The organism is Kitasatospora sp. NPDC090091 (genome assembly GCF_044747365.1).
In the GTDB taxonomy this organism is placed as follows: domain Bacteria; phylum Actinomycetota; class Actinomycetes; order Streptomycetales; family Streptomycetaceae; genus Kitasatospora.
This window is the reverse complement of the sequence record NZ_JBIVDY010000006.1, coordinates 66,892-85,423: the sequence shown is the minus strand read 5'-3', so window position 1 is coordinate 85,423 and position 18,532 is coordinate 66,892. Positions and strand designations below refer to the sequence as shown.

The window sequence follows — 18,532 nt, the reverse complement described above, 5'->3', positions numbered from 1 at the left end:
GGGCGGACCGGGCGGGCCAACCGGCCGGCGGGCGGACGGCCGGGACCGGAACGCCGGTCAGGCCACCGTGCGGTGGTCCGGGTCGTGCATCTCGCCGACCAGCTCCTCCAGCACGTCCTCCAGCATCGCCACGCCGAGGGTCCGCCCGTCCTGGTCGAGCACCGCCGCCAGGTGGCAGGTGGCCCGGCGCATCGCGCCGAGCGCGTCGTCCAGCGGGAGCGACCCGCGCAGCACGGTGATCGGCCGCCAGAGGCGGGCCGGGACCGGGGCCGACCGGTCCTCGACGTCCAGGACGTCCTTGAGGTGCACGTACCCCAGGTAGCCGTGGCCGGCCGGGTCGCCGTCGGTGACCGGGAAGCGCGAGAAACCGGTGCGCAGCGCCAGCTCCTCGACCTGCGCCGCGGTGACCTTGGTGTCCACCGTGACCAGCTGCTCGGGCTTGAGCAGCACGTCGGTGAGCGGGCGGCGGCCCAGCTCCAGGGCGTCCTCCAGGCGCTCCTGGCGGTCCTCGTCGAGCAGTCCGGCATCCCGGGAGTCGAGCAGCAGGTACATCAGCTGCTCGGTGGTGAAGACCGACTCGACCTCGTCCTTGGCGTCGACCCGGAACAGCTTGAGGACGCCGTTGGCGAAGGCGTTCAGGAGACGGATGACCGGCGCGAGCCACCGGGCGAGCCGGTCCAGCGGCGGACCGAGCCACAGCGCGGCCTTCTCCGGTCCGGCCATCGCCATGTTCTTCGGCACCATCTCGCCCATCACCATGTGCAGGAAGACCACCACCGCCAGCGAGATGCCGTAGGAGAGCGGGTGCATCAGGCCGGACGGGACGCCGATCGCGTGGAACGGCCCCTCCAGCAGGTGGGCGATGGTCGGCTCGGCGAGGGCACCGAGGCCCAGCGAGCAGACGGTGATGCCGAGCTGGGCGGCGGCGAGCATCGCGGAGACGTTGGAGAGCGCGTGCAGCACGGTGCGGGCACGCCGGTTGCCGGCCTCGGCCAGCGGTTCGATCTGGCTGCGGCGGACCGAGACGACGGCGAACTCGGCGCCGACGAAGAAGGCGTTGCCGAGCAGCAGCACGATGGCGACGGCCAGTTGGAGCGCGGTCATCGGGTGCCGTCCTCGTCCTCGCCGGTGCGGTGCTCCTCGCCGGTGCGCTCGACCCGAACGCGGCTGGTGCGGTGGCGGTCGACCGCCTCGACGGTGAAGCGCCAGCCGGGCAGCTCGGCCCGCTCGCCGGGCGCGGGCAGCTTGCCGAGCAGGTCGGCGACCAGGCCGGCCAGCGTCTCGTACGGCCCGTCGGGGGCGCGCAGGCCGATGCCCTCCAGCTGGTCGATCCGGGCCCGGCCGTCGGCCGCCCAGACGGGCCGCCCGTCGACCGGGGGCAGCGGGACCAGGTCCGGGGTGTCGGCGGGGTCGTGCTCGTCCTGCACCGCGCCGACGATCTCCTCGACGATGTCCTCGACGGTGACGACGCCGGCGGTGCCGCCGTACTCGTCGACCACGATGGCCATCGGCTGGAGCCGGCGCAGCTGGTCGAGCAGTCGCTCGGCCGGGAGCGTCTCGGGCACCAGCAGCGGCGGCACGGCGAGGTCGACGACCCGCACCGAGAGGCGGTCGGCGGGCGGCACGGCGAGGGCGTCCTTGAGCGTGACGGTGCCGGTGACCTCGTCCAGGCTGTCGGCGTAGACCGGGAAGCGGGAGAGGCCGGTGGCCCGGGTCAGGTTGACCACGTCGGCGGCGCTGGCGTCGCGCTGGAGGGCGGCGACGTCGACCCGCGGGGTCATCACGGACTCCGCGGTGAGCTCGCTCAGGCCGAGGGTGCGCACGAACAGCGTGGCCGACTCCTCGTCTATCGCGCCGGCCCGGGCCGAGTGCCGGGCCAGCGAGACCAGCTCGGCCGGGGTGCGGGCGTGACCCAGCTCCTCCTGCGGCTCGATGCCGAAAGCGCGCACGGTGCGGTCGGCCGAGCCGTTCAGGAAGCTGATCAGCGGGCGGCAGACGTAGGAGAAGGCCATGTGCGGGGCGGCCACCGAGCGGGCCACCTGGAGCGGCCGGGAGATCGCCCAGTTCTTGGGGACCAGCTCGCCGATCACCATCTGCACGACGGTGGCCATCACCATGCCGACGATCACCGCGGCACCGCGGGCGGCGCCGTCGGAGAGGCCGATCCCGGTGAAGACCGGGCTCAGGATGACGGAGAGCGCCGGCTCGGCGAGCATGCCGACCACCAGCGAGGTGACGGTGATGCCGAGCTGGGCGCCGGAGAGCTCGAAGGAGAGGTGCCGCAGGGCCCTGGAGACCCGGGCGGACTTGGCATCGCCGGCCGCGGCGGCACGCTCGACGGCCCCGCGCTCGACGGTCACGAAGGCGAACTCGGCGGCCACGAAGAGGCCGTTGGCGAGGATGAGCAGGAAGGCCGCGAACAACAGCAGCCAGGCGGTGATCACAGTGCCGCCTGCCTTCCGGTGGCCGGAAGTGGGGCGGCGTAGGTACTACCGGACGGATCGTCCATGGACGGGGGGAGTCACTCCTCAGGTCGTTCTCGGGCAGGGCGCAGCCCGGGTGGGCGCCTTTGCCCTGCTTTTACCAGCGTAGACGATACCCGTACGGCCGTCGGCCCCGTGTTCGGACCCACCGGGGCGGGCCACCGACGGGGGCCCGGCGACCGGGACTCGGCGACCGGGATCCAGCGGCTCAGCGGCTCAGCAGCGCGGAGGTTCGGCGGCTCAGCAGCGCGGAGGTTCGGAGGTTCGGCGGCTCAGCGGCCGCGGCCGTCGACCAGGTCGCGCAGCGCCCGGGCGTCCGCGATCGCCTGGGCCTTGCCGACACCGGACTGGATGCCCACGGCCGCGAGCGAGGTGCCGTCGGCGAGGTCGAGGGTCGCCCACGGGTCGCCCTGGCGGAAGTTGACCCGGACGATCTCGGCCCAGTCCAGCCGGCGACTGCGGACGAAGTTCACCACGGTGACGCCCTCGGCGTCGGCGCTCACCCGCGGGCGGGCCAGCATCACGCCGGCGGCCGCGAACAGCAGCCCGCTGAGCACCATCATGATCCGGTCGTTGAGCTGCCAGTTCGCCGGGAGCGCCACGGCGATCACCGCGAACATCACCACCAGCAGGCCGCAGACCGGCAGCAGCACGGCACGGGTGCGGCGCGGGGCCCAGGTGACGGGGAGCTCGGCGGGGGTGGTCACGTGGGTTCTCCGGGGTCGTTCAGGGGGAAGGGGCGGGGCGCCGGAGTCGGCGGCCCCGCCCCATTGAACCGGTGCTTACCTCCCGGCCGGCGCCCGCCCCTCCGGGACCGGCGGGCGGCCCCGGAGGGTCGGCGGGCGCGGCGGGAGGGTCGGCGGGCGCGGCGGAAGGATCTGCGGCGGAAGGGATCAGAGGCGGCAGGCGTGGATGTTGGTGACCAGGATGGCCCGGGCCCCGATGCCCCACAGGTCGTCCATGATCCGCTGGGCCTCCTTGCGGAGCACCATCGAGCGGACCGCCACCCAGCCCTCGGTGTGCAGCGGCGAGACGGTCGGCGACTCCAGACCGGGGGTCAGCGCGACGGCGGCGCCGACGTTCTCGGCCCGGATGTCGTAGTCCATCAGCACGTAGCGGCGGGCCACCAGGACGCCCTGCAGGCGGCGCAGGAACTGGTCGACGGCCGGGTCCTCCCCCGCGCCCTTGGGCCGGATCACCACGGCGTCGGAGACCAGGATCGGCTCGCCGAACACCTCCAGGCCGGCGTTGCGCAGGCTGGTGCCGGTCTCGACCACGTCGGCGATCACGTCGGCGACGCCGAGCTGCACCGCGGTCTCCACCGCGCCGTCCAGCTTGGTGACGGTGGCCTTCACGCCGTGGTCGGCGAGGTGCTGCTCGACCAGGCCGGTGTAGGAGGTGGCGATCCGCAGCCCCTCCAGGCCCTGCACGTCCTTGACGTCCACGCCCTCCGGGCGGGCGAACCGGAAGGTGGAGCCGCCGAAGCCGAGGGCCAGCACCTCCTCGGCGTTGGAGTGCGAGTCCAGCAGCAGGTCGCGGCCGGTGATGCCGACGTCCAGCCGGCCGGAGCCGACGTAGACCGCGATGTCCCGCGGGCGCAGGAAGAAGAACTCGACCTGGTTGTCCGGGTCGACGAGGACGAGCTCCTTGGGGTCCTTGCGCTGGCGGTAGCCGGCCTCATGGAGCATCTCCGCCGCAGGACCCGAGAGCGAACCCTTGTTGGGAACGGCGATGCGCAGCATGGAGGTCAGTTCCTTACCTGGTTGGGGGGTGGTGTGCACGTGCCCTGGACGTGGTGCAGGGAGCCGGGTGCTAGAGGTACTTGTAGACGTCGTCGAGCGTCAGCCCGCGGGCGACCATCATCACCTGAAGGTGGTAGAGGAGCTGGGAGATCTCCTCGGCGGTCTGCTCGTCCGACTGGAACTCGGCGGCCATCCAGACCTCGGCGGCCTCCTCGACGACCTTCTTGCCGATCGCATGGACGCCCTGCTGGACGAGCTGCGCGGTACGGGAGGACGAGGGGTCGCCGGTGGCGGCCTTCTGCTGGAGCTCGGTGAAGAGCTCCTCGAATGTCTTCGAAGCCATGATGGACTCACCTTACGGCGTGCGGGCTGACAGGCGGTAAACGATTCCGGACCGTGGACAGTCCGGTGGACGTCCACGGTCCGGGAGGCGTTCCGGGCCCGTGCGGGGCGGGTCGGTCAGAGCGCGCGGAGCACGGCGGCGGTGGCGACGGCCGCCGTCACCGCCTCGTGGCCCTTGTCCTCGGCGGAGCCCGGCAGGCCCGCGCGGTCCAGCGCCTGCTGCTCGTTGTCGCAGGTCAGGACGCCGAAGCCGACCGGGACGCCGGTGTCGACGCTGACCTGGGTGAGGCCGGACGTGGCGGCCTGGCAGACGTAGTCGAAGTGCGGGGTGCCGCCGCGGATGACCACGCCGAGGGCGATCACCGCGTCGTAGCCACGCTCGGCGAGCCGCTTGGCGGCGACCGGCAGCTCGAAGGTGCCGGGCACCCGCAGCACGGTCGGCTCGGCGATGCCGAGCTCCTTGAGCGCGCGGTGGGCGCCGTCGAGCAGGCCGTTCATCACCTGCTCGTGCCACTGCGCGGCGATCACGGCGACCTTGAGGTCGGCGGCGTTGTCGATGGTCAGCTCGGGGGCTCCGTGGCCGCTCATCTGCTGTTCCCTTCAGTGCTGCGGTGCGTGGAATCGTGCGTGGGGAGGGTGGGCTCCGTCCGGCGGGACGGGCCGGGCGTCAGGGTCCTGGCGTCAGGGTCCTGGTGTCCCGGGTCCTGGCGTCAGGCTCCGGGCGTCAGGCTCCGGGCCTCAGGAGTCGAGGCCGGGAAGGTCGTGGCCCATCCGGTCGCGCTTGGTGCGCAGGTAGCGCAGGTTGTGCTCGCCGGCCGGGGGCTGTACCGCCTCGCGGCCCTTGACCTTCAGGCCGTGCTCGGTGAGCGCGGCGAGCTTCTCCGGGTTGTTGGTGAGCAGGGTCAGCGAGCGGACGCCGAGGTCGCCGAGCATCTGCGCGCCGATGCTGTAGTCGCGGGCGTCGGCGGGCAGGCCGAGGTCCAGGTTGGCGTCGACGGTGTCGCGCCCCTGCTCCTGCAGCTCGTAGGCGCGCAGCTTGTGGGCCAGGCCGATGCCCCGGCCCTCGTGCCCGCGCAGGTAGAGGACGATGCCGCGGCCGGCCTCGGCGACCCGGCGCAGCGAGGCCTCCAGCTGCGGGCCGCAGTCGCAGCGCAGCGAGCCGAACACGTCGCCGGTGAGGCACTCGGAGTGGACCCGGACCAGCACGTCCTCGCCGTCCGGCAGCCTGCCGTCGGCGTCCAGCCCGCCGGCGACCAGGGCGAGGTGCTCGATGCCGTCGATGCTGCCCCGGTAGCCGACCGCGGTGAACTCCCCGTACGCGGTGGGCAGCGCCGTGACGGCGGCCCGGTCCACGTGCAGCTCGGTGCGGCGGCGGTAGGCGATCAGGTCCTCGATCGAGATGATCGCCAGGCCGTGCTCGCGGGCGAAGGCGACCAGCTCGGGCAGCCGGGCCATGGTGCCGTCGTCGTTGACCACCTCGGCGATGGCGCCGGCCGGGGGCAGTCCGGCGAGCCGGGCCAGGTCGACGGCGGCCTCGGTGTGGCCGGGGCGGACCAGCACGCCGCCCTCGACGGAGCGCAGCGGGAAGACGTGGCCGGGGCGGGTGAGGTCGCCCGGCTCGGTGCCGGGCGAGGAGAGCAGCTTGACCGTACGGGCCCGGTCGGCGGCCGAGATGCCGGTGTCGACGCCCTCGCGGGCGTCCACCGAGACGGTGTAGGCGGTGCCCTTGCGGTCCTCGTTGACCTGGGTCATCGGGGGCAGCTTGAGCCGGTCCAGCTCCTCGCCGGTCATCGGGGCGCAGATCACACCGGAGCTGTAGCGGATGGTGAAGGCCATCAGTTCGGGGGTGGCCGCGGAGGCGGCGAAGACGATGTCGCCCTCGTTCTCGCGGTCCTCGTCGTCGACGACGATCACGGCCCGGCCGAGCGCGATGTCGGCGATGGCCCGCTCGACCGGGTCGAGCACGAGGTCTTCTTCGGTGGCGCGGTCGGTGCTCATGCGGAGGCTCCCTGGAGGACGGTGTCCTTCGCCGGGCGGACCGTACGGCCGCGCTGCCACCAGGCACGCAGGCCGAGGAGCACCAGGACGAAGTAGATGCTGTAGGTGAGGCCGGAGAAGACCAGACCGTTGTTGAAGGCGAGCGGGACGCCGACCAGGTCGACCGCGACCCAGGCGAACCAGAACTCCACCCAGCCGCGCGCCTGGGCCACCATGGCGGCCAGCGTGCCGACGAAGATGTAGGCGTCCGGCCAGGCGTCCCAGGACAGCTGCGGGTAGACGGTGAACAGGGTGCCGACCGCCAGGGTGCCCAGCGCGGTGCCGCCGACCAGCACGGCGCGCTCGCGGCCGGTGGCGAACCGGACTTCCACGTCCCCGTCGGAGCGCTTGCCGCGCTGCCACTGGGTCCAGCCCCAGACGGCGGCGAGGATGACGACGATCTGCTTGCCGACGCCGCCGCTCAGGTGGGCGCTCCAGTAGGCGCCCACCAGGACGACGCCGGAGAGGAGTTGGACCGGCCAGGTGAGCCGGGAGCGGCGCCAGCCGAGGGCCAGCGCGGTCAGGCCGAGCAGGTTGCCGATCATGTCGGACCGGTAGACGTCCTGGCCGACCAGGTGGACGGTGCCGTTGAGCCAGTTCACGAGGCGTCCTCAGCGGTCTCGGTGGTCCCGGTGGTCCCGGCGGGGGCGAGCCCGGCGGGCAGGGTGCGCGACTCCAGCAGGCGCTCCACGTACTTGGCGAGGACGTCGACCTCCAGGTTGACGCTCTCGCCGACGGTCTTGGCGCCCAGCGTGGTCAGCGCCAGGGTCGCGGGGATGAGGCTGACGGTGAAGCTGTCCCGGGCGGCCTCGACCACGGTGAGGCTGACGCCGTCCACGGTGATCGAGCCCTTCTCCACCAGGTAGCGGGAGATGCTCGCCGGCAGCGAGAACCGCAGCACCTCCCAGCGGAGGTTCCCGTCGGCGTCGCGCTCACCCGGCTCGCGGCTCAACAGCGAACCGGCGGCGTCGACATGACCCTGCACCAGGTGACCGCCGAGCCTGGCGCCGAGCGCCATCGCCCGCTCCAGGTTGACCCGGGAGCCGGGCTTCAACTCGCCGAGGCTGGACCGGTGCAGCGTCTCGGCCATCACGTCGGCACTGAACTCGCCGGTTTCGGCGGCCAGTTGCTCAGGGGTGTCGACGACGGTCAGGCAGACGCCGTTGACCGCGATGGAGTCGCCGTGGTGCGCGCCCTGACAGACCACCGGGCCACGCAGGCGGATTCGCGAGGAGTCGCCGATCTCCTCGATCGACACGACCTCGCCGAGCTCTTCGATGATGCCGGTGAACACCCGGGTTCTCCTCGCGCTTGGGGCGCGGACTCCGGGGCGGCATGGGAGAGGACACGGACGGGCGCAGCTGCACGGGTGCGCGGCGCAGCCGCCGGCAGGGCCCGTCGCCGGGGTGCCGGAGCCGCCGGAAGAGGACTCTCCCGTCGCACACCTTCCCGAGGTCCACCGGGGGAGCCTCGGGTACTGCTCTTCGTCCGCCGCGCACGCCTCCCATCCGGACTTTAACCGTCGGTCCAGGAATTTCACCTGGTCAACCGGCCGCTGGCTGCGGACGGGTCGCGGACTGTAACCGCCGGTTCGGATTTTCACCGACCCCGGAGTGCGCTGAACGTCACTGCTACTACTGACGTCATTGTGCCATGGCCCGCGCGGGCCGAGGGAGAGGCCTTCGCTGTGGCCTGTTTCACGCGCGGGCCGGGAATGGGTTCGGGTACCCCGGGGGTGCGGTGGTGCACGGGGGTACGACGGTGCACGGGGGTGTGGGTGGTGCACGGGGGGGGTCAGGGTTCCAGCAGGGTCACCTCCGTTCGGTGGCGGCGCTGCTGTTCGGCGTCCCAGTCCCCGGTGCAGTAGACGGAGATGCGGGCGACCGCGCCGCCCCGGACGTCGGCGCGCAGCAGTTCCCGGCAGTACCAGCGCTGCCCGCCCTGCTCCCAGCTCTCCTCGACCTCCAGGAGGAATCCGGTGCCGGTGCGGTCCAGCCGGTGGCGCGGGACGGCGCCGGGCACCGGGTGCCCGCCCCGCCGCAGGGCGACCAGGCCGGGGACGCCGCGCGCCTGGAGCCGCCACTGCGGGACGGTGAGGTCGCAGAACACGTCGGGGTGGAAGAGGCCGTCGGGCGGGGTGCCGGTCTCCAGGAAGGCGATCAGGAGCGCGGCGAGGCGCTCGATGGGGTCGGTGGCCTGGGTGGCCTCGGTGGCGCTGACGGCCCGGACGGGGTTCGCGGCTGCGGGGGCGGTGGTGGTCATGGTGTGCGCTCCGGTGGGTGCGGCCGGCCTCAGGCGGTGGGGGCTTCGGCGGCCTTGGCGGCTTCGAGGTTGCGGCCGACCACCGCCGACGTCTGCTCCAGCGCCTCGGTCGGGCTGAACTCGATCAGCTCCGTTCCGGCGAAGATCAGCGGCAGGTGGCCGGGCGCGCCGTAGTAGGCGTCGCCGGCCCGGAAGACCTCGTCGTGGTCGGCGTACCGGAACACCACCCGGCCGGTCACCACGACGCCCCAGTGCGGGCTCTGGCAGCGGTCCTGCGGGAGCCCGGCGAAGAACGGGGCCGGGTCCATGTCGGCCTTGTGGGTCTCGAATCCGACGGTGTAGCCGCCGAGTTCGGCGTAGCGGCCCTCGATCACCGGCTCGTCCAGCGTGAGCGCGGCCTCGGCCTTGGAGATGCGGGGCATGGTGTCCTCCTCGGTGCGGTCCTGCTTCTCTGCTCAGGGGGCGTGAGGAACGGCCGCACGATGTGAGCCGCGGCGGCACGCGGCCGGGGTGCGGGCCGTACGACGGGGAGGCCGCCCGGTCAGAGCCGCCAGTGGACGGGCTGCTCCGGCTCGTAGACGCAGAGCGTGCCGGTGCGGACGGCGTTGGCCAGGTGGCGGCCGAGCGGCGGGTGGGCGCGTGAGATCCGGTCGATGGCGGCGCGGATCCGGGCGGTGACGGCCGTGCGCGCCCGTTCGGCGGCCGAGCCGGTCCGGCGCGGGCGGCCGCCCAGGCCGTACGCGGCGGAGAGCTGGCCGACCAGCGCGTCCCGCTCGACGGCGATCCGGGCCGAGCGCTCGGCGTCCCCGGCGGCGTCGGCCTCGGCGGACTCCTCGTCCAGCTCGTGGAGTCGGCGGCGGTAGGCGGCCCGGGCGGTGGCGTCGATCAACTCGCCGGTGTCTGCGGGCCGGTGGAGCTCGGCGCCGGCCTCCGCCGCCCCCTGCCTGGCCGCCGACGGCGCCGGCGGCGGTGCCGACGCCGGTGCCGACGCGGCGGCCAGGTCGAGCGCGGGGACCGGCGTGCCGGGGCGGGACAGCAGCGCGGCGAGATCCCGCAGTCCCTTGCTGTCGGCCAGCCGGACCTCCTCCCCCGCGTACCGGAGCTGCCAGAGCTCGCCCTGCCGGCGGAAGACCTGGCCGTCCGGGGCGGCGGCCTCCGGTCCGGCCTCCCCGGCCGGGGCCGGGGGCCAGGGACCGAGCGGCGCCAGGGCGGCGGCCTCGTGCGCGATCCGCTCGGCGAGGCGTGGCGCACCGAGCGCGCGGGCGGTCGCGAGGGCCGCGGTGAAGTGCTCGCGCGCGACGGCGGACCGGCCGAGGACACCGGCGAGGAGCCCGAGGTGGCGGTGGACCGGGCCGCGGACGGCGGCCCCGATGCCCTCCACCACCAGCAGCCCGCGATGGGGGTGCAGCTCGTCGTAGAGGCGGCCGGCGAGGGCGCACAGCTCGGCGTCCTCGTCGCTCTCCGGGCCGGTGTGGCCGGTGGGGCCGGTGGGGCCGGTGCGGTCCTCGGGGCCGGTGGGGCCGGTGCGATCCTCGGGGCCGGTGGGCCGGACGAGGGCCAGCGCCTCGGCCGCCTGGGCCAGCATCGGCAGCCACTCGCTGTCCACCGGGGCGGATTCCAACAGCGGTGCGGCGGCGGCGAGTCGGCGCCGGGCCTCGGCCCGGTGGCCGAACTGGGCGGCCACCAGCGCGACCGCCACCCGGGGCCAGACCCCCGGCAGTGAGTCCAGCGGCGGCATCCCGCCGAGCATCCGGGCCAGCTCCTCGGTCCGGCCCGTCTCGGCGTACAGGCACCACCGCTGGGTGGCGGCGAGCAGTGCGGCGTTGGGGCTGTCCGCCCGCCGCCCGAGCTCCTCGGTCTCCGCCAGCGCGGCCGGACAGTCCTCGTACCGGCCTTCCAGCAGGGCGCGCATGCCGCGCCAGAGCGGCACGTACCAGGCGTAGAACGGCCGGCCCAGTGCCCGTGACACCGCCTCGTACGCCTGGCTCTCGGCGTCGGCCGCAGCCAGCTCCCCGCCCTCCAGGAGAGCGACCAACCGCAGGCGGCGGCCGAGGAGTTCGAGCTCCCGGTCGGGTTCGGGCAGGCCGCGCGCGAGGTCGACGATCTCGCCCGCCCAGGCCCGGCGCCCGGTGCGGTGCGCCGGGCCGGAGCGTGCGTCGCAGAGCGCCGAGAGCGCGTACGCCAGCACGGCGGAGTCACCGCTCGCCCGGGCCGTCCGGACGGCCTCCTCGGCGAGCGCCAGCCGGTCGCGGTCCGGCTCGACCAGCGCGCCGGCGACGGAGAGCCGGGCGGTGACGGCAGCGAGCAGTGCGGCGGCGCCGTCCACGGACCCGGCGGACGGCTGCGCCCCCGGCAGCGGGGCGGGGCGGGCGAGCAGCCTGGTCCGCGCCTCGGCGAGCAGGTCGATCTGCGGGCGGTCGAGCAGTTCCACCTCGAAGCCCACCGGGCCGGAGCCGAGGCCGAGCGCGGCCCGGGCCAGCAGGTCCGGGCGGTCGGCGCGGCGGGCGGGGCCGGCGGCGGCGAGGAGGTCCACCCGGCCCTCCTCCCGGCGGCCCGCACCGAGCCGGGCGGTGCCGAGGCCGACCAGGAGGGAGGCCTGCCGGGCCTCGTCGCCACCGGCCGCGGCGAGGGCGGTCAGGGCGCGCCCGTACCACTGGGCGGCGTCCTCGAAGGCGAGCAGCCGGGCCGACCGGTCCGCCGCCCGGCCGGCGAACTCGGCGGCGGCAGCGGCGTGTTCGGGTCCGGCCAGCAGCAGGTGGCGGGCGGCGCCGGCCGGTCCGGTGTCGCGGCCGCGGTCGGCGAGCCCGGCCAGGACGGTGCCCGCCCGCGCGTGCAGCGCGGCGCGGTCGGCGGGGGCGAGACCGTCCAGGACGGCCTCCCGCATCAGCTCGTGGCGGAACTCGCCCTCCCCCGGCTCGACCAGCGCCAGCAGCCCCTCGTCGGCCGCCGCGGCGAGCACCGCCCGCAGGTCGGACAGCGGCACACTGGCCAGCCGGGCGAGCACGTCGAGGGCGAAGCGGCTGCCCAGCACGGAGGCCGCGCCGAGCACCCGGGCGCACTCCCCCGGCAGCCGCGCCAGCCGCGCCGCGACGGCCGCCCGGACGGTGGCCGGCAGCGGGCCCGGCCGGTCGGCGCCACCGTGGCGCAGGAGTTCGGTGACGAAGAAGGCGTCACCACCGGTGCGCTCCAGCAGCTCCCGGGCCTCCGCCGGTCCGCTGCGCGTCCCTCCGGCGGCGGCCAGCAGCGTCCGCACCTCCGGCTCGCCGAGCGGGCCGACCGGCAGGCTCCGCCCGGCCCGGAGCAGCGCGGCCCGCTCCGCCGTGCGCCCCTGCCAGGCGGCGTCGTCGTCGCGGGCGGTGACCAGCAGCAGGGCGGGCGCGGTGCGCAGCGCGGCGGCGAGTTCGGTCAGCAGCCGGAGGGTGGAGGCGTCGGCCTCGTGGACGTCGTCCAGGACGAGCAGCAGCGGGCCGGTCCCGGCGGCGGTGCGCAGGAAGACGGCGAGGTCGCGGCCGAGGCGCCGGCGGGCGGCCTCCGGGTCGCGGGTGCGCGGCTCGCCCCGGGCCGGGGTGCCGGCCGGTTCGGTCCCGGCCGCGACGAGGGCGCGCAGCCCGGGTGAGGCCCGGACCAGCCGCGCGCAGCCGGTGTCGGCGGCGGCCAGCTCGTGCACGGCCTGCGCCCACGGCCCCAGCGCGTCGTCGGCGCCGGACCGGCCGCCCGCCTGCGGCGGACACCAGAACCAGAGTGTCCGGAAGCCCTCGACGCGGCGGACGGCCTCCTCCGCCACCCGCGTCTTTCCCGCGCCGGCCGCGCCGGTGAGGACGGTCAGGCCGCCCCGGCCGGCCCGGGCGTCGGCGAGCGCAGCGGCCAGCTCGGCCAGCAGGTCGGCGCGGCCGACGAAGGGAAGCACGGGCATCGGACCCTCCTCTCAGCCGCGCGGACACCCGGGACCGCCCCCGCTCCGAGCGTAGGTCGCCGGACCGGGCCGCCGCCCGGCGGTGACGGCCGGCGCGGGTAGCGCGGGACGGGCGCGCGGGTGGCGGCCCGCTCCCGGTGGCGGGCCGGGGTGCGGCGGGCGCAGGCTGGTGAGAGGCGGTCGGCAACCGCCGGCCCGGACCCAGGAGGTGCGAGGGCGATGGCGAAGTTCATGGACGTCCACCACGGCATGACCGGGATCACCGAGGAGCAGCTGCGGATGGCCCACCAGGCCGATCTCGCCATCGAGGGCGACGAGAGCGTGCACTTCGAGCAGGCCTGGGCCGACCCCTCCTCGGGCACCGTCTACTGCCTCTCCGAGGCACCGTCCAAGGAGGCCGTGCAGCGCATCCACGAGCGCTCCGGCCACCCGGCGGACGAGATCCACCCGGTGCCGCTGATCGTCTGACGGCTGTCGGCCCGAGACCCCGGCCGGACCAGGACGCTGTCCGGCCTGAGCCTCGTGCCGGCTCAGGCCGGCCGGGCGGTCGCCACCGGCATGAAGTGGGAGACCTCGGGCGGGTGCGCGAGGTAGCGCAACTCGCCCTCCGACCAGACCGGCCGGATCCGCCACATCGGCCCGGCGTACCCGCGCAGGGCCTCCTCGTCGCGCCACCGGCTCACCACCAGCACCCGGTGGCCGTCCTCGGAGACCGAGCGCAGCAGCTCGCCGCCCAGGCAGCCGTCCGTCTCCCCGAGTTGCGGGATGACCTGCGAGAGCAGCACGCTGCAGAACTCTTCGACGCGCCCTGCCATGACCTGACCGGCCCAGATCCTGACGATCACGGCGACCACCTCCCACGGGTGCCCTTGGCCCCATTATCGGCGTAAAGCCGCTGGTGGGGATGGGCGACCGGGGTTTTCGCGAACGGCGATCGGGGCCCGGCACGAGCTCCGTCTTCAAGGACTGTGAACATCCGGGGTCGCGCTGGTCGAGGTGCCTGCACGAGTACAGGACGGTGAGGTCCGGCACCGTGCGATGGTGCCGGACCTGTCGGCCGCCAAGGCCTGCTCCGGACGGTCCGCACCAGGACGCCCCTCCGGGTCCGCGACGGTGTGCCGCGCCCTCGGGGCCTTCCGCGACAGGCCTCAGCGCTGCTGGCGGATGGGACGGTCAGACCCGGGACGCTCCGAGGAATCGCAGCACGGCCAGGACGCGGCGGTGGTCCGCGTCGACCACGGGCAGGTCAAGCTTGGCGAAGATGTTGTTGATGTGCTTCGCCACGGCGCTCTCGCTGACCACCAGCGCCTGCGCGATGCCGGCATTGGAGCGCCCCTCGGCCATCAGACCGAGCACCTCCCGTTCGCGGGGGGTCAGCCGCGCGAGCGGGTCACTGTCGCGCCGCAGCAGCAACTGGGCGACGACCTGCGGGTCCAGGGCCGTGCCCCCGTCCGCCACTCGCCGGACCGCCGCCACGAAGTCGGCGACATCGGCAACCCGCTGCTTGAGCAGGTAGCCCACACCGCTGGTGTTCGCAGACAGCAGGTCAGCCGCGTACCGCTCCTCCACGTACTGCGAAAGCAGCACCACCGCCGTCCCCGGCCAGCGCCGGCGGATCTCCACCGCCGCTCGCACCCCCTCGTCGGTGAAGTCCGGCGGCATCCGGACGTCGATCAGGGCGAGTTCGGGCCGGTGCTCCGCCACCGCCGCCAACAGCCCTTCCGCATCGCCGACTTCGGCGGAGACCTGGAACCCGCCCATCTCCAGCACCTTGATCAGGCCGACCCGCAACAGCACCGAGTCCTCGGCGATCACCGCACGCACGGCAGCTCCGCGGTGATGGTGGTGGGTCCCCCAACGGGGCTGCTGACGTGGAAGGTCCCGTCGAGGGAGCCGACCCGCTTGGCCAGCCCGGTCAGCCCCGTGCCGGCGGCGGCGTCGGCGCCGCCCAGCCCGTCGTCGGTAACGCGCACTCGTAGCACCTCGCCGACCCGACGGACAATGACCTCTGCCCGCATCGCGTCGGCGTGCTTCGTCGCATTGGTCAGCGCCTCCGAGATCACGAAGTACGCGACCGACTCCACGCTGGGCGCCACCCGCTCCTCCAGATTGACCCGCAGCCGCACCGGCAGGGGCGTGCGGGCAGCCAGCCCGGACAACGCCGCGTCCAGACCTCGGTCTTCGAGCACGGCCGGGTGCAGCCCCCGCACCAGGTCATTGAGTTCGGCGATCGCCTCCTTCGCCGCCAGGTGCGCTCTCCCGATCACCTCGCGGGCATCACTCGACAGGTCCGGGCGGGTGGCCATGGCCAGACCCAGGTTGACCGCGAGAGACACCAACCGCTGCTGGGTGCCGTCGTGCAGGTCGCGCTCGATCCGGCGGCGCTCCGCGTCGACGGCCTCGATCAAGTCGGTCCGGCTCACGGCCAGCTGATCGACCCGCTCCTGGAGCCGCTGCGCCCGGCTGGGCCCGAGCAGGCCCAACGCCAGCCGCGCCTCGGCCCGGGCTATTGCCCGCGCGGTCCAGGGCAGGGCGCACAGGAGGAGGAGTCCAGCGGCTGTGTAAGCCGGCAGTTGGGTCAGGTAGCCGAACCGGTCCTGGCGGATTCCGGTCGGCAGCGCCCATGACCAGGCGTAGGCGGTGACGCCCGCCAGGCACGCCGCTGCCACCGCGAGCACCAGCAGCTCCAGCAGCGCGAGCAGCGGGCCCAGCAGGAGGTGGTAGCCGATCTTGCGCCAAGGCCGCGTCGCCGCGAGCCGCCGGGCGGTCGAGGCCCACGTCCGTTGTTCCGGCGCGGTGGGGGTGAGCCGGGGGACGTCCACACCGATGAGCACCCGGTAGCGAGCCCGCTGAACGGCCGTCAGCACCGGGGTGCCGAGCAGGACCAGGGCGGCCGACATGGAAACCGTGAGGAGCCAGTTCCCCGTCCTGGCGGTAGTCGCCGCCGCCCAGGCCCACACGGGCACCAGCGCCAGGTGCGGCAGCACACCAGCGGCAAGAAAGCCGGTGTCCCGCTGCGCCCGGAGGACCGTGCGTCTCAGTCCAGCTGGAATCGTCATGGCACGACGCTAGGGCACCGAAGGAGGACGATGCCATGAAACCTGTACCCGATCTCATGGTGAACCCAGTACCACCTGTAGATCTCGATCTCGGCCTGTGGGCGGACAGCATCTCGGGTCAGATCGACAGCCCGGCGAGCAGCACGGGTCACCGGTCGTTGCTCATTCGACGCAACGGGCGCACCGGCGAACTCGGGGGGCCGGTTGAGCCCCAGGAGTGGAGGGCTCCCGCGCCCCGGCGGCGCAGCTATTCCACCCAGGTCCAGTCACCCTGGTACCGACACAGCGGCTCGTCGGGGTTGGCGGGCGCCACCTCATCGGCATACGCGTACGTGCCGTCGAGGACGGCGAGAAGGAAGGCAGCGAACCCGCCGTCGAACTGGTCCCACTCCTCCAGGCTCCGATAGAACGCGACCACTGGCCACGAATCCGGATTCTCGCCCTCGGTGAGCCAAAAGAACTGGTCAGCGTTGAGGTTGGAGCCCCATGCGATGAGCCCGCCGGGCTCAGGGTGGACGGGGTAGGGGCAGTCCGGGCCACCAGCCAACTCGGCAGCGACCCCGTCGGTCGTCAGGCGCAAGAATCCGGGGAAGCCGACGATCGGCCCACCGTCGTAGGAGCGCAGGGTTGGGACCGGCACAGACAGCTCGCCGTTGATCCGCACACTCCCGTACTGGTCCACGAACTCCCGATAGTCCGCAGGGAAAGCGAATCCGACTTCCGCGAGGGAACGCTCCCACGGCGTAGCCGTCGGCTGCTGCGAGGGCTCGCCGAAGATCTGCGCCAGGCGGTGCAGTTCCACACTCATCTTCTGTCCAATGCTTGGATACGGCCACTTCCCCAGGGGGATTGCCCGACTTCTACCGCCAAGTCGAGCGTTGTCCACGTAGGCGTACTCCATCATGTCCCGCAACCACGCGGCTCTTCCAGAACCGACCAGACCCGCAGGCCCTGGACGGCAACGTCGTCGGTGCCGGCGGCCTTGGCGATGTCGTGCGCAACGTCCTGGGTGACGCGTTCCTGTAGTTGCAGGGCGCTGGAGTGGACGTCGTCCCGGGGTCCAGGGCCTGGAGTCACCTCTTCAAAGCACGACCTACGGCCAGAGCATGTGCTTTGCCCAGCCATCGGCCGAACTCCGGTAGACGAGGCGAGTGTGGCGCCGACGGCTGTCACCCTGCCAGAACTCCACCGACTCCGGGCGCACCGTGTACACCGTCCAGGACGGCGACACCAGGTCCGGTTCCTCCTCAAGCCGAGCCAGCGATTCCTCGACCGCGGCGTCACGCTCGGCAAGGCTTGTCAGGGGCTGGGACTGACGGCCCAGAAGCGACTCGGCCCGAGCCTCGATTCCTCGCGCCAGGAAGTCGGCTGCACAGATCTCGGGCGGCTCGCACTCGACCGGACCCCTGACCCGCACCTGGCGGGCCAGCGGGGCCCAGTAGAAGGTCAGTGCCGCGTACGGGCGTGCGCCGAGATCCTGCCCCTTGGCGCCGCCTGCGTCCGAGGCGAACTGGAAGCCCCAGTCAGTGACGTCCTTGAGGATCAGCACCCGAGCCGTGGGATCGCCAACGGCATCCACCGTGGCCAACGACACGGCATGCGGCTCACGCACCCCCGCCCGAACCGCGTCGAGCAGCCACTCGGTGAACAGCTCGACCGGATCTCCGGGCGTCGTCATCGGATCGAACGCGGGTAGCTCTCCGGCGAAGACGTCGATCCCGCGGAGCAACTGACGCAGATCCGGCCGCCCCGTCATCGATCCCTCCTCCTCATGCCGTCGGGCCTGACCCCAGCCGCCTCACTCACGTTGCGCCGCTGCCGTCGCGCGAGCCCGGGTGGCCCGACAACTCATTGCCGCGTACTTCCGCCGGGCTCGACGGTGCCCCGGTAGAACGCACTCGGAGCTTGGCCGACAGCCCGACGGAACATCGCCGAGAACGCACTCGGGGTTGCGTAGCCGAGTTCCGCCGCGATGCTCGTCACCGCCGTACCGTGAGCCAGCAGAGTCAGGGCACGGACGAGTCTCGCCTGACGGACCCAGTGGGCGAGACTCATTCCCGTTTCGTCGGAGAATCGGCGGTGCAGGCTTCGAACACTCAGGTGGGCGCGGTTCGCCGCCGACTCGGCCGTCCACCGGGCGCCGGGATCCTCGCGGATGGCGGCGCACAGGCGGACCAGTACGGGGTCGGTCGGGGCCGGGAGGTGGAGGGCCGCGACAGGGTCCGGTTCGAGCTCCAGCAGCAGGAGGTCCATCAGCCTGCCGGCCCGTCCGTCGACCTCGTAGGCGATGGGCAGGCGCGTCGCCTCCTCGATCAGCTCGCGGAGCAGCGGGGACACCGAGACGACCAGTGGACCCGTGAGCAGGCTCGGTGCGGCCGACGGTTCGACGTAGAGGGTGCGCATGCGGACCGCGCCGGTGCAGGTCATCGCATGGGTCACGCCTGCCGGGACCCAGACCGCGCGTGTCGCCGGCACCACCCAAATCCCTCGGTCGGTGACGACGGTGACGGCCCCGCTGGTGCCGTAGATCAGCTGGGCTCGCCGGTGGTGGTGCGGGGGGATGTGGTGCCCGTCCGGAAGGTCGCGTGCCATGGCCGCCACCGGTCTGGGGACGTGCTGGTAGTCCTCGCGGTCCTCGCTCTTGCCGTGCATTGGCACACTCTCGACAGTAGGCGGCACATCGGCGACAGCATG

20 protein-coding genes and 1 riboswitch are annotated in these 18,532 nt (G+C 73.6%); of the genes, 1 reads left to right on the top strand and 19 read right to left on the bottom strand.

Going from position 1 to position 18,532, the window contains the following annotated elements; all coding sequences use genetic code 11:
• Window positions 1-57: 57 nt before the first annotated feature.
• The 12 genes from ACIPSC_RS12330 to ACIPSC_RS12275 all read right to left on the bottom strand — a co-directional run bounded on the left by ACIPSC_RS12330 (window position 58) and on the right by ACIPSC_RS12275 (window position 12,779).
• Window positions 58-1,104 (bottom strand): hemolysin family protein, encoded by a 1,047-nt coding sequence (locus ACIPSC_RS12330; RefSeq protein WP_400825112.1) that lies wholly within the window; start codon window positions 1,102-1,104, stop codon window positions 58-60.
• Entirely contained in the window at window positions 1,101-2,444 is a 1,344-nt protein-coding gene (locus ACIPSC_RS12325; protein ID WP_400825111.1) for a hemolysin family protein, read from the bottom strand. Before ACIPSC_RS12325 ends, ACIPSC_RS12330 begins: the two co-directional genes overlap by 4 nt.
• 311 nt (window positions 2,445-2,755) lie before the next feature.
• The gene (locus ACIPSC_RS12320; protein ID WP_400825110.1) at window positions 2,756-3,190 is read right to left on the bottom strand and encodes a PH domain-containing protein; all 435 of its coding nucleotides are present in this window, start codon (window positions 3,188-3,190) and stop codon (window positions 2,756-2,758) included.
• Window positions 3,191-3,376: 186 nt separating this feature from the next.
• Window positions 3,377-4,225 carry an ATP phosphoribosyltransferase gene (gene hisG / locus ACIPSC_RS12315; RefSeq protein ID WP_400825109.1) on the bottom strand — a complete coding sequence of 283 codons (849 nt, stop codon included), beginning with the start codon at window positions 4,223-4,225 and terminating at the stop codon, window positions 3,377-3,379.
• 70 nt (window positions 4,226-4,295) lie between these two features.
• Complete coding sequence (locus ACIPSC_RS12310) at window positions 4,296-4,568, bottom strand: phosphoribosyl-ATP diphosphatase (protein WP_030306151.1); 273 nt, start codon at window positions 4,566-4,568, stop codon at window positions 4,296-4,298.
• 116 nt (window positions 4,569-4,684) lie between these two features.
• Window positions 4,685-5,155 (bottom strand): 6,7-dimethyl-8-ribityllumazine synthase, encoded by a 471-nt coding sequence (gene ribH / locus ACIPSC_RS12305; protein WP_400825108.1) that lies wholly within the window; start codon window positions 5,153-5,155, stop codon window positions 4,685-4,687.
• Between the two features lie 150 nt (window positions 5,156-5,305).
• Window positions 5,306-6,565: a bifunctional 3,4-dihydroxy-2-butanone-4-phosphate synthase/GTP cyclohydrolase II gene (locus ACIPSC_RS12300; protein WP_400825107.1), complete on the bottom strand. Its 1,260-nt coding sequence runs from the start codon at window positions 6,563-6,565 to the stop codon at window positions 5,306-5,308.
• Window positions 6,562-7,206, bottom strand: a complete 645-nt coding sequence (locus ACIPSC_RS12295; protein ID WP_400825106.1) for a nicotinamide riboside transporter PnuC — start codon at window positions 7,204-7,206, stop codon at window positions 6,562-6,564. The genes ACIPSC_RS12300 and ACIPSC_RS12295 overlap by 4 nt, the downstream gene beginning before the upstream one ends.
• Window positions 7,203-7,898, bottom strand: a complete 696-nt coding sequence (locus ACIPSC_RS12290; RefSeq protein ID WP_400825104.1) for a riboflavin synthase — start codon at window positions 7,896-7,898, stop codon at window positions 7,203-7,205. The genes ACIPSC_RS12295 and ACIPSC_RS12290 overlap by 4 nt, the downstream gene beginning before the upstream one ends.
• A gap of 198 nt (window positions 7,899-8,096) precedes the next feature.
• A riboswitch (FMN riboswitch) is annotated at window positions 8,097-8,224 on the bottom strand.
• Between the two features lie 174 nt (window positions 8,225-8,398).
• The gene (locus tag ACIPSC_RS12285; protein WP_400825103.1) at window positions 8,399-8,866 is read right to left on the bottom strand and encodes a hypothetical protein; all 468 of its coding nucleotides are present in this window, start codon (window positions 8,864-8,866) and stop codon (window positions 8,399-8,401) included.
• Window positions 8,867-8,895: 29 nt separating this feature from the next.
• Window positions 8,896-9,288: a hypothetical protein gene (locus tag ACIPSC_RS12280; RefSeq protein WP_400825102.1), complete on the bottom strand. Its 393-nt coding sequence runs from the start codon at window positions 9,286-9,288 to the stop codon at window positions 8,896-8,898.
• A gap of 119 nt (window positions 9,289-9,407) precedes the next feature.
• Window positions 9,408-12,779, bottom strand: coding sequence for an ATP-binding protein (locus tag ACIPSC_RS12275; protein ID WP_400825101.1), 3,372 nt, complete (start codon window positions 12,777-12,779; stop codon window positions 9,408-9,410).
• A gap of 219 nt (window positions 12,780-12,998) precedes the next feature.
• Here ACIPSC_RS12275 and ACIPSC_RS12270 point away from each other — a divergent pair, with 219 nt between their 5' ends.
• On the top strand, window positions 12,999-13,247 hold the full coding sequence (locus tag ACIPSC_RS12270) for an SCO4226 family nickel-binding protein (RefSeq protein WP_400825099.1): 249 nt from the start codon (window positions 12,999-13,001) through the stop codon (window positions 13,245-13,247).
• A 62-nt stretch (window positions 13,248-13,309) separates the two neighbouring features.
• Here the strand turns inward: ACIPSC_RS12270 and ACIPSC_RS12265 are convergent, their stop codons facing one another.
• From ACIPSC_RS12265 to ACIPSC_RS12235, 7 genes are all read right to left on the bottom strand, one after another.
• Entirely contained in the window at window positions 13,310-13,624 is a 315-nt protein-coding gene (locus ACIPSC_RS12265) for an antibiotic biosynthesis monooxygenase family protein (protein ID WP_400825097.1), read from the bottom strand.
• Window positions 13,625-13,952: 328 nt separating this feature from the next.
• A complete protein-coding gene (locus tag ACIPSC_RS12260; protein ID WP_400825096.1) occupies window positions 13,953-14,603 on the bottom strand; it encodes a LuxR C-terminal-related transcriptional regulator in 651 nt (216 codons plus the stop codon).
• Window positions 14,591-15,838: a sensor histidine kinase gene (locus tag ACIPSC_RS12255; RefSeq protein WP_400825095.1), complete on the bottom strand. Its 1,248-nt coding sequence runs from the start codon at window positions 15,836-15,838 to the stop codon at window positions 14,591-14,593. Before ACIPSC_RS12255 ends, ACIPSC_RS12260 begins: the two co-directional genes overlap by 13 nt.
• A 247-nt stretch (window positions 15,839-16,085) precedes the next feature.
• Entirely contained in the window at window positions 16,086-16,646 is a 561-nt protein-coding gene (locus tag ACIPSC_RS12250) for a hypothetical protein (RefSeq protein WP_400825094.1), read from the bottom strand.
• Window positions 16,647-16,738: 92 nt separating this feature from the next.
• Window positions 16,739-16,915, bottom strand: a complete 177-nt coding sequence (locus tag ACIPSC_RS12245) for a hypothetical protein (RefSeq protein ID WP_400825092.1) — start codon at window positions 16,913-16,915, stop codon at window positions 16,739-16,741.
• A 16-nt stretch (window positions 16,916-16,931) separates the two neighbouring features.
• The gene (locus ACIPSC_RS12240) at window positions 16,932-17,594 is read right to left on the bottom strand and encodes a pyridoxal 5'-phosphate synthase (RefSeq protein ID WP_400825089.1); all 663 of its coding nucleotides are present in this window, start codon (window positions 17,592-17,594) and stop codon (window positions 16,932-16,934) included.
• Between the two features lie 92 nt (window positions 17,595-17,686).
• Window positions 17,687-18,490, bottom strand: a complete 804-nt coding sequence (locus ACIPSC_RS12235; RefSeq protein WP_400825088.1) for an AraC family transcriptional regulator — start codon at window positions 18,488-18,490, stop codon at window positions 17,687-17,689.
• Between the last annotated feature and the right edge of the window lie 42 nt (window positions 18,491-18,532).

What these genes read in the sequence shown, in the direction of transcription:
- ACIPSC_RS12330 (WP_400825112.1), bottom strand. Translation starts at nt 1,104, where the DNA reads ATGACCGCGCTCCAACTGGCCGTCGCCATCGTGCTGCTGCTCGGCAAC.
- hisG (WP_400825109.1), bottom strand. Translation starts at nt 4,225, where the DNA reads ATGCTGCGCATCGCCGTTCCCAACAAGGGTTCGCTCTCGGGTCCTGCG.
- ACIPSC_RS12310 (WP_030306151.1), bottom strand. Translation starts at nt 4,568, where the DNA reads ATGGCTTCGAAGACATTCGAGGAGCTCTTCACCGAGCTCCAGCAGAAG.
- ribH (WP_400825108.1), bottom strand. Translation starts at nt 5,155, where the DNA reads ATGAGCGGCCACGGAGCCCCCGAGCTGACCATCGACAACGCCGCCGAC.
- ACIPSC_RS12300 (WP_400825107.1), bottom strand. Translation starts at nt 6,565, where the DNA reads ATGAGCACCGACCGCGCCACCGAAGAAGACCTCGTGCTCGACCCGGTC.
- ACIPSC_RS12285 (WP_400825103.1), bottom strand. Translation starts at nt 8,866, where the DNA reads ATGACCACCACCGCCCCCGCAGCCGCGAACCCCGTCCGGGCCGTCAGC.
- ACIPSC_RS12280 (WP_400825102.1), bottom strand. Translation starts at nt 9,288, where the DNA reads ATGCCCCGCATCTCCAAGGCCGAGGCCGCGCTCACGCTGGACGAGCCG.
- ACIPSC_RS12275 (WP_400825101.1), bottom strand. Translation starts at nt 12,779, where the DNA reads ATGCCCGTGCTTCCCTTCGTCGGCCGCGCCGACCTGCTGGCCGAGCTG.
- ACIPSC_RS12270 (WP_400825099.1), top strand. Translation starts at nt 12,999, where the DNA reads ATGGCGAAGTTCATGGACGTCCACCACGGCATGACCGGGATCACCGAG.
- ACIPSC_RS12255 (WP_400825095.1), bottom strand. Translation starts at nt 15,838, where the DNA reads ATGACGATTCCAGCTGGACTGAGACGCACGGTCCTCCGGGCGCAGCGG.
- ACIPSC_RS12250 (WP_400825094.1), bottom strand. Translation starts at nt 16,646, where the DNA reads ATGAGTGTGGAACTGCACCGCCTGGCGCAGATCTTCGGCGAGCCCTCG.
- ACIPSC_RS12240 (WP_400825089.1), bottom strand. Translation starts at nt 17,594, where the DNA reads ATGACGGGGCGGCCGGATCTGCGTCAGTTGCTCCGCGGGATCGACGTC.
- ACIPSC_RS12235 (WP_400825088.1), bottom strand. Translation starts at nt 18,490, where the DNA reads ATGCACGGCAAGAGCGAGGACCGCGAGGACTACCAGCACGTCCCCAGA.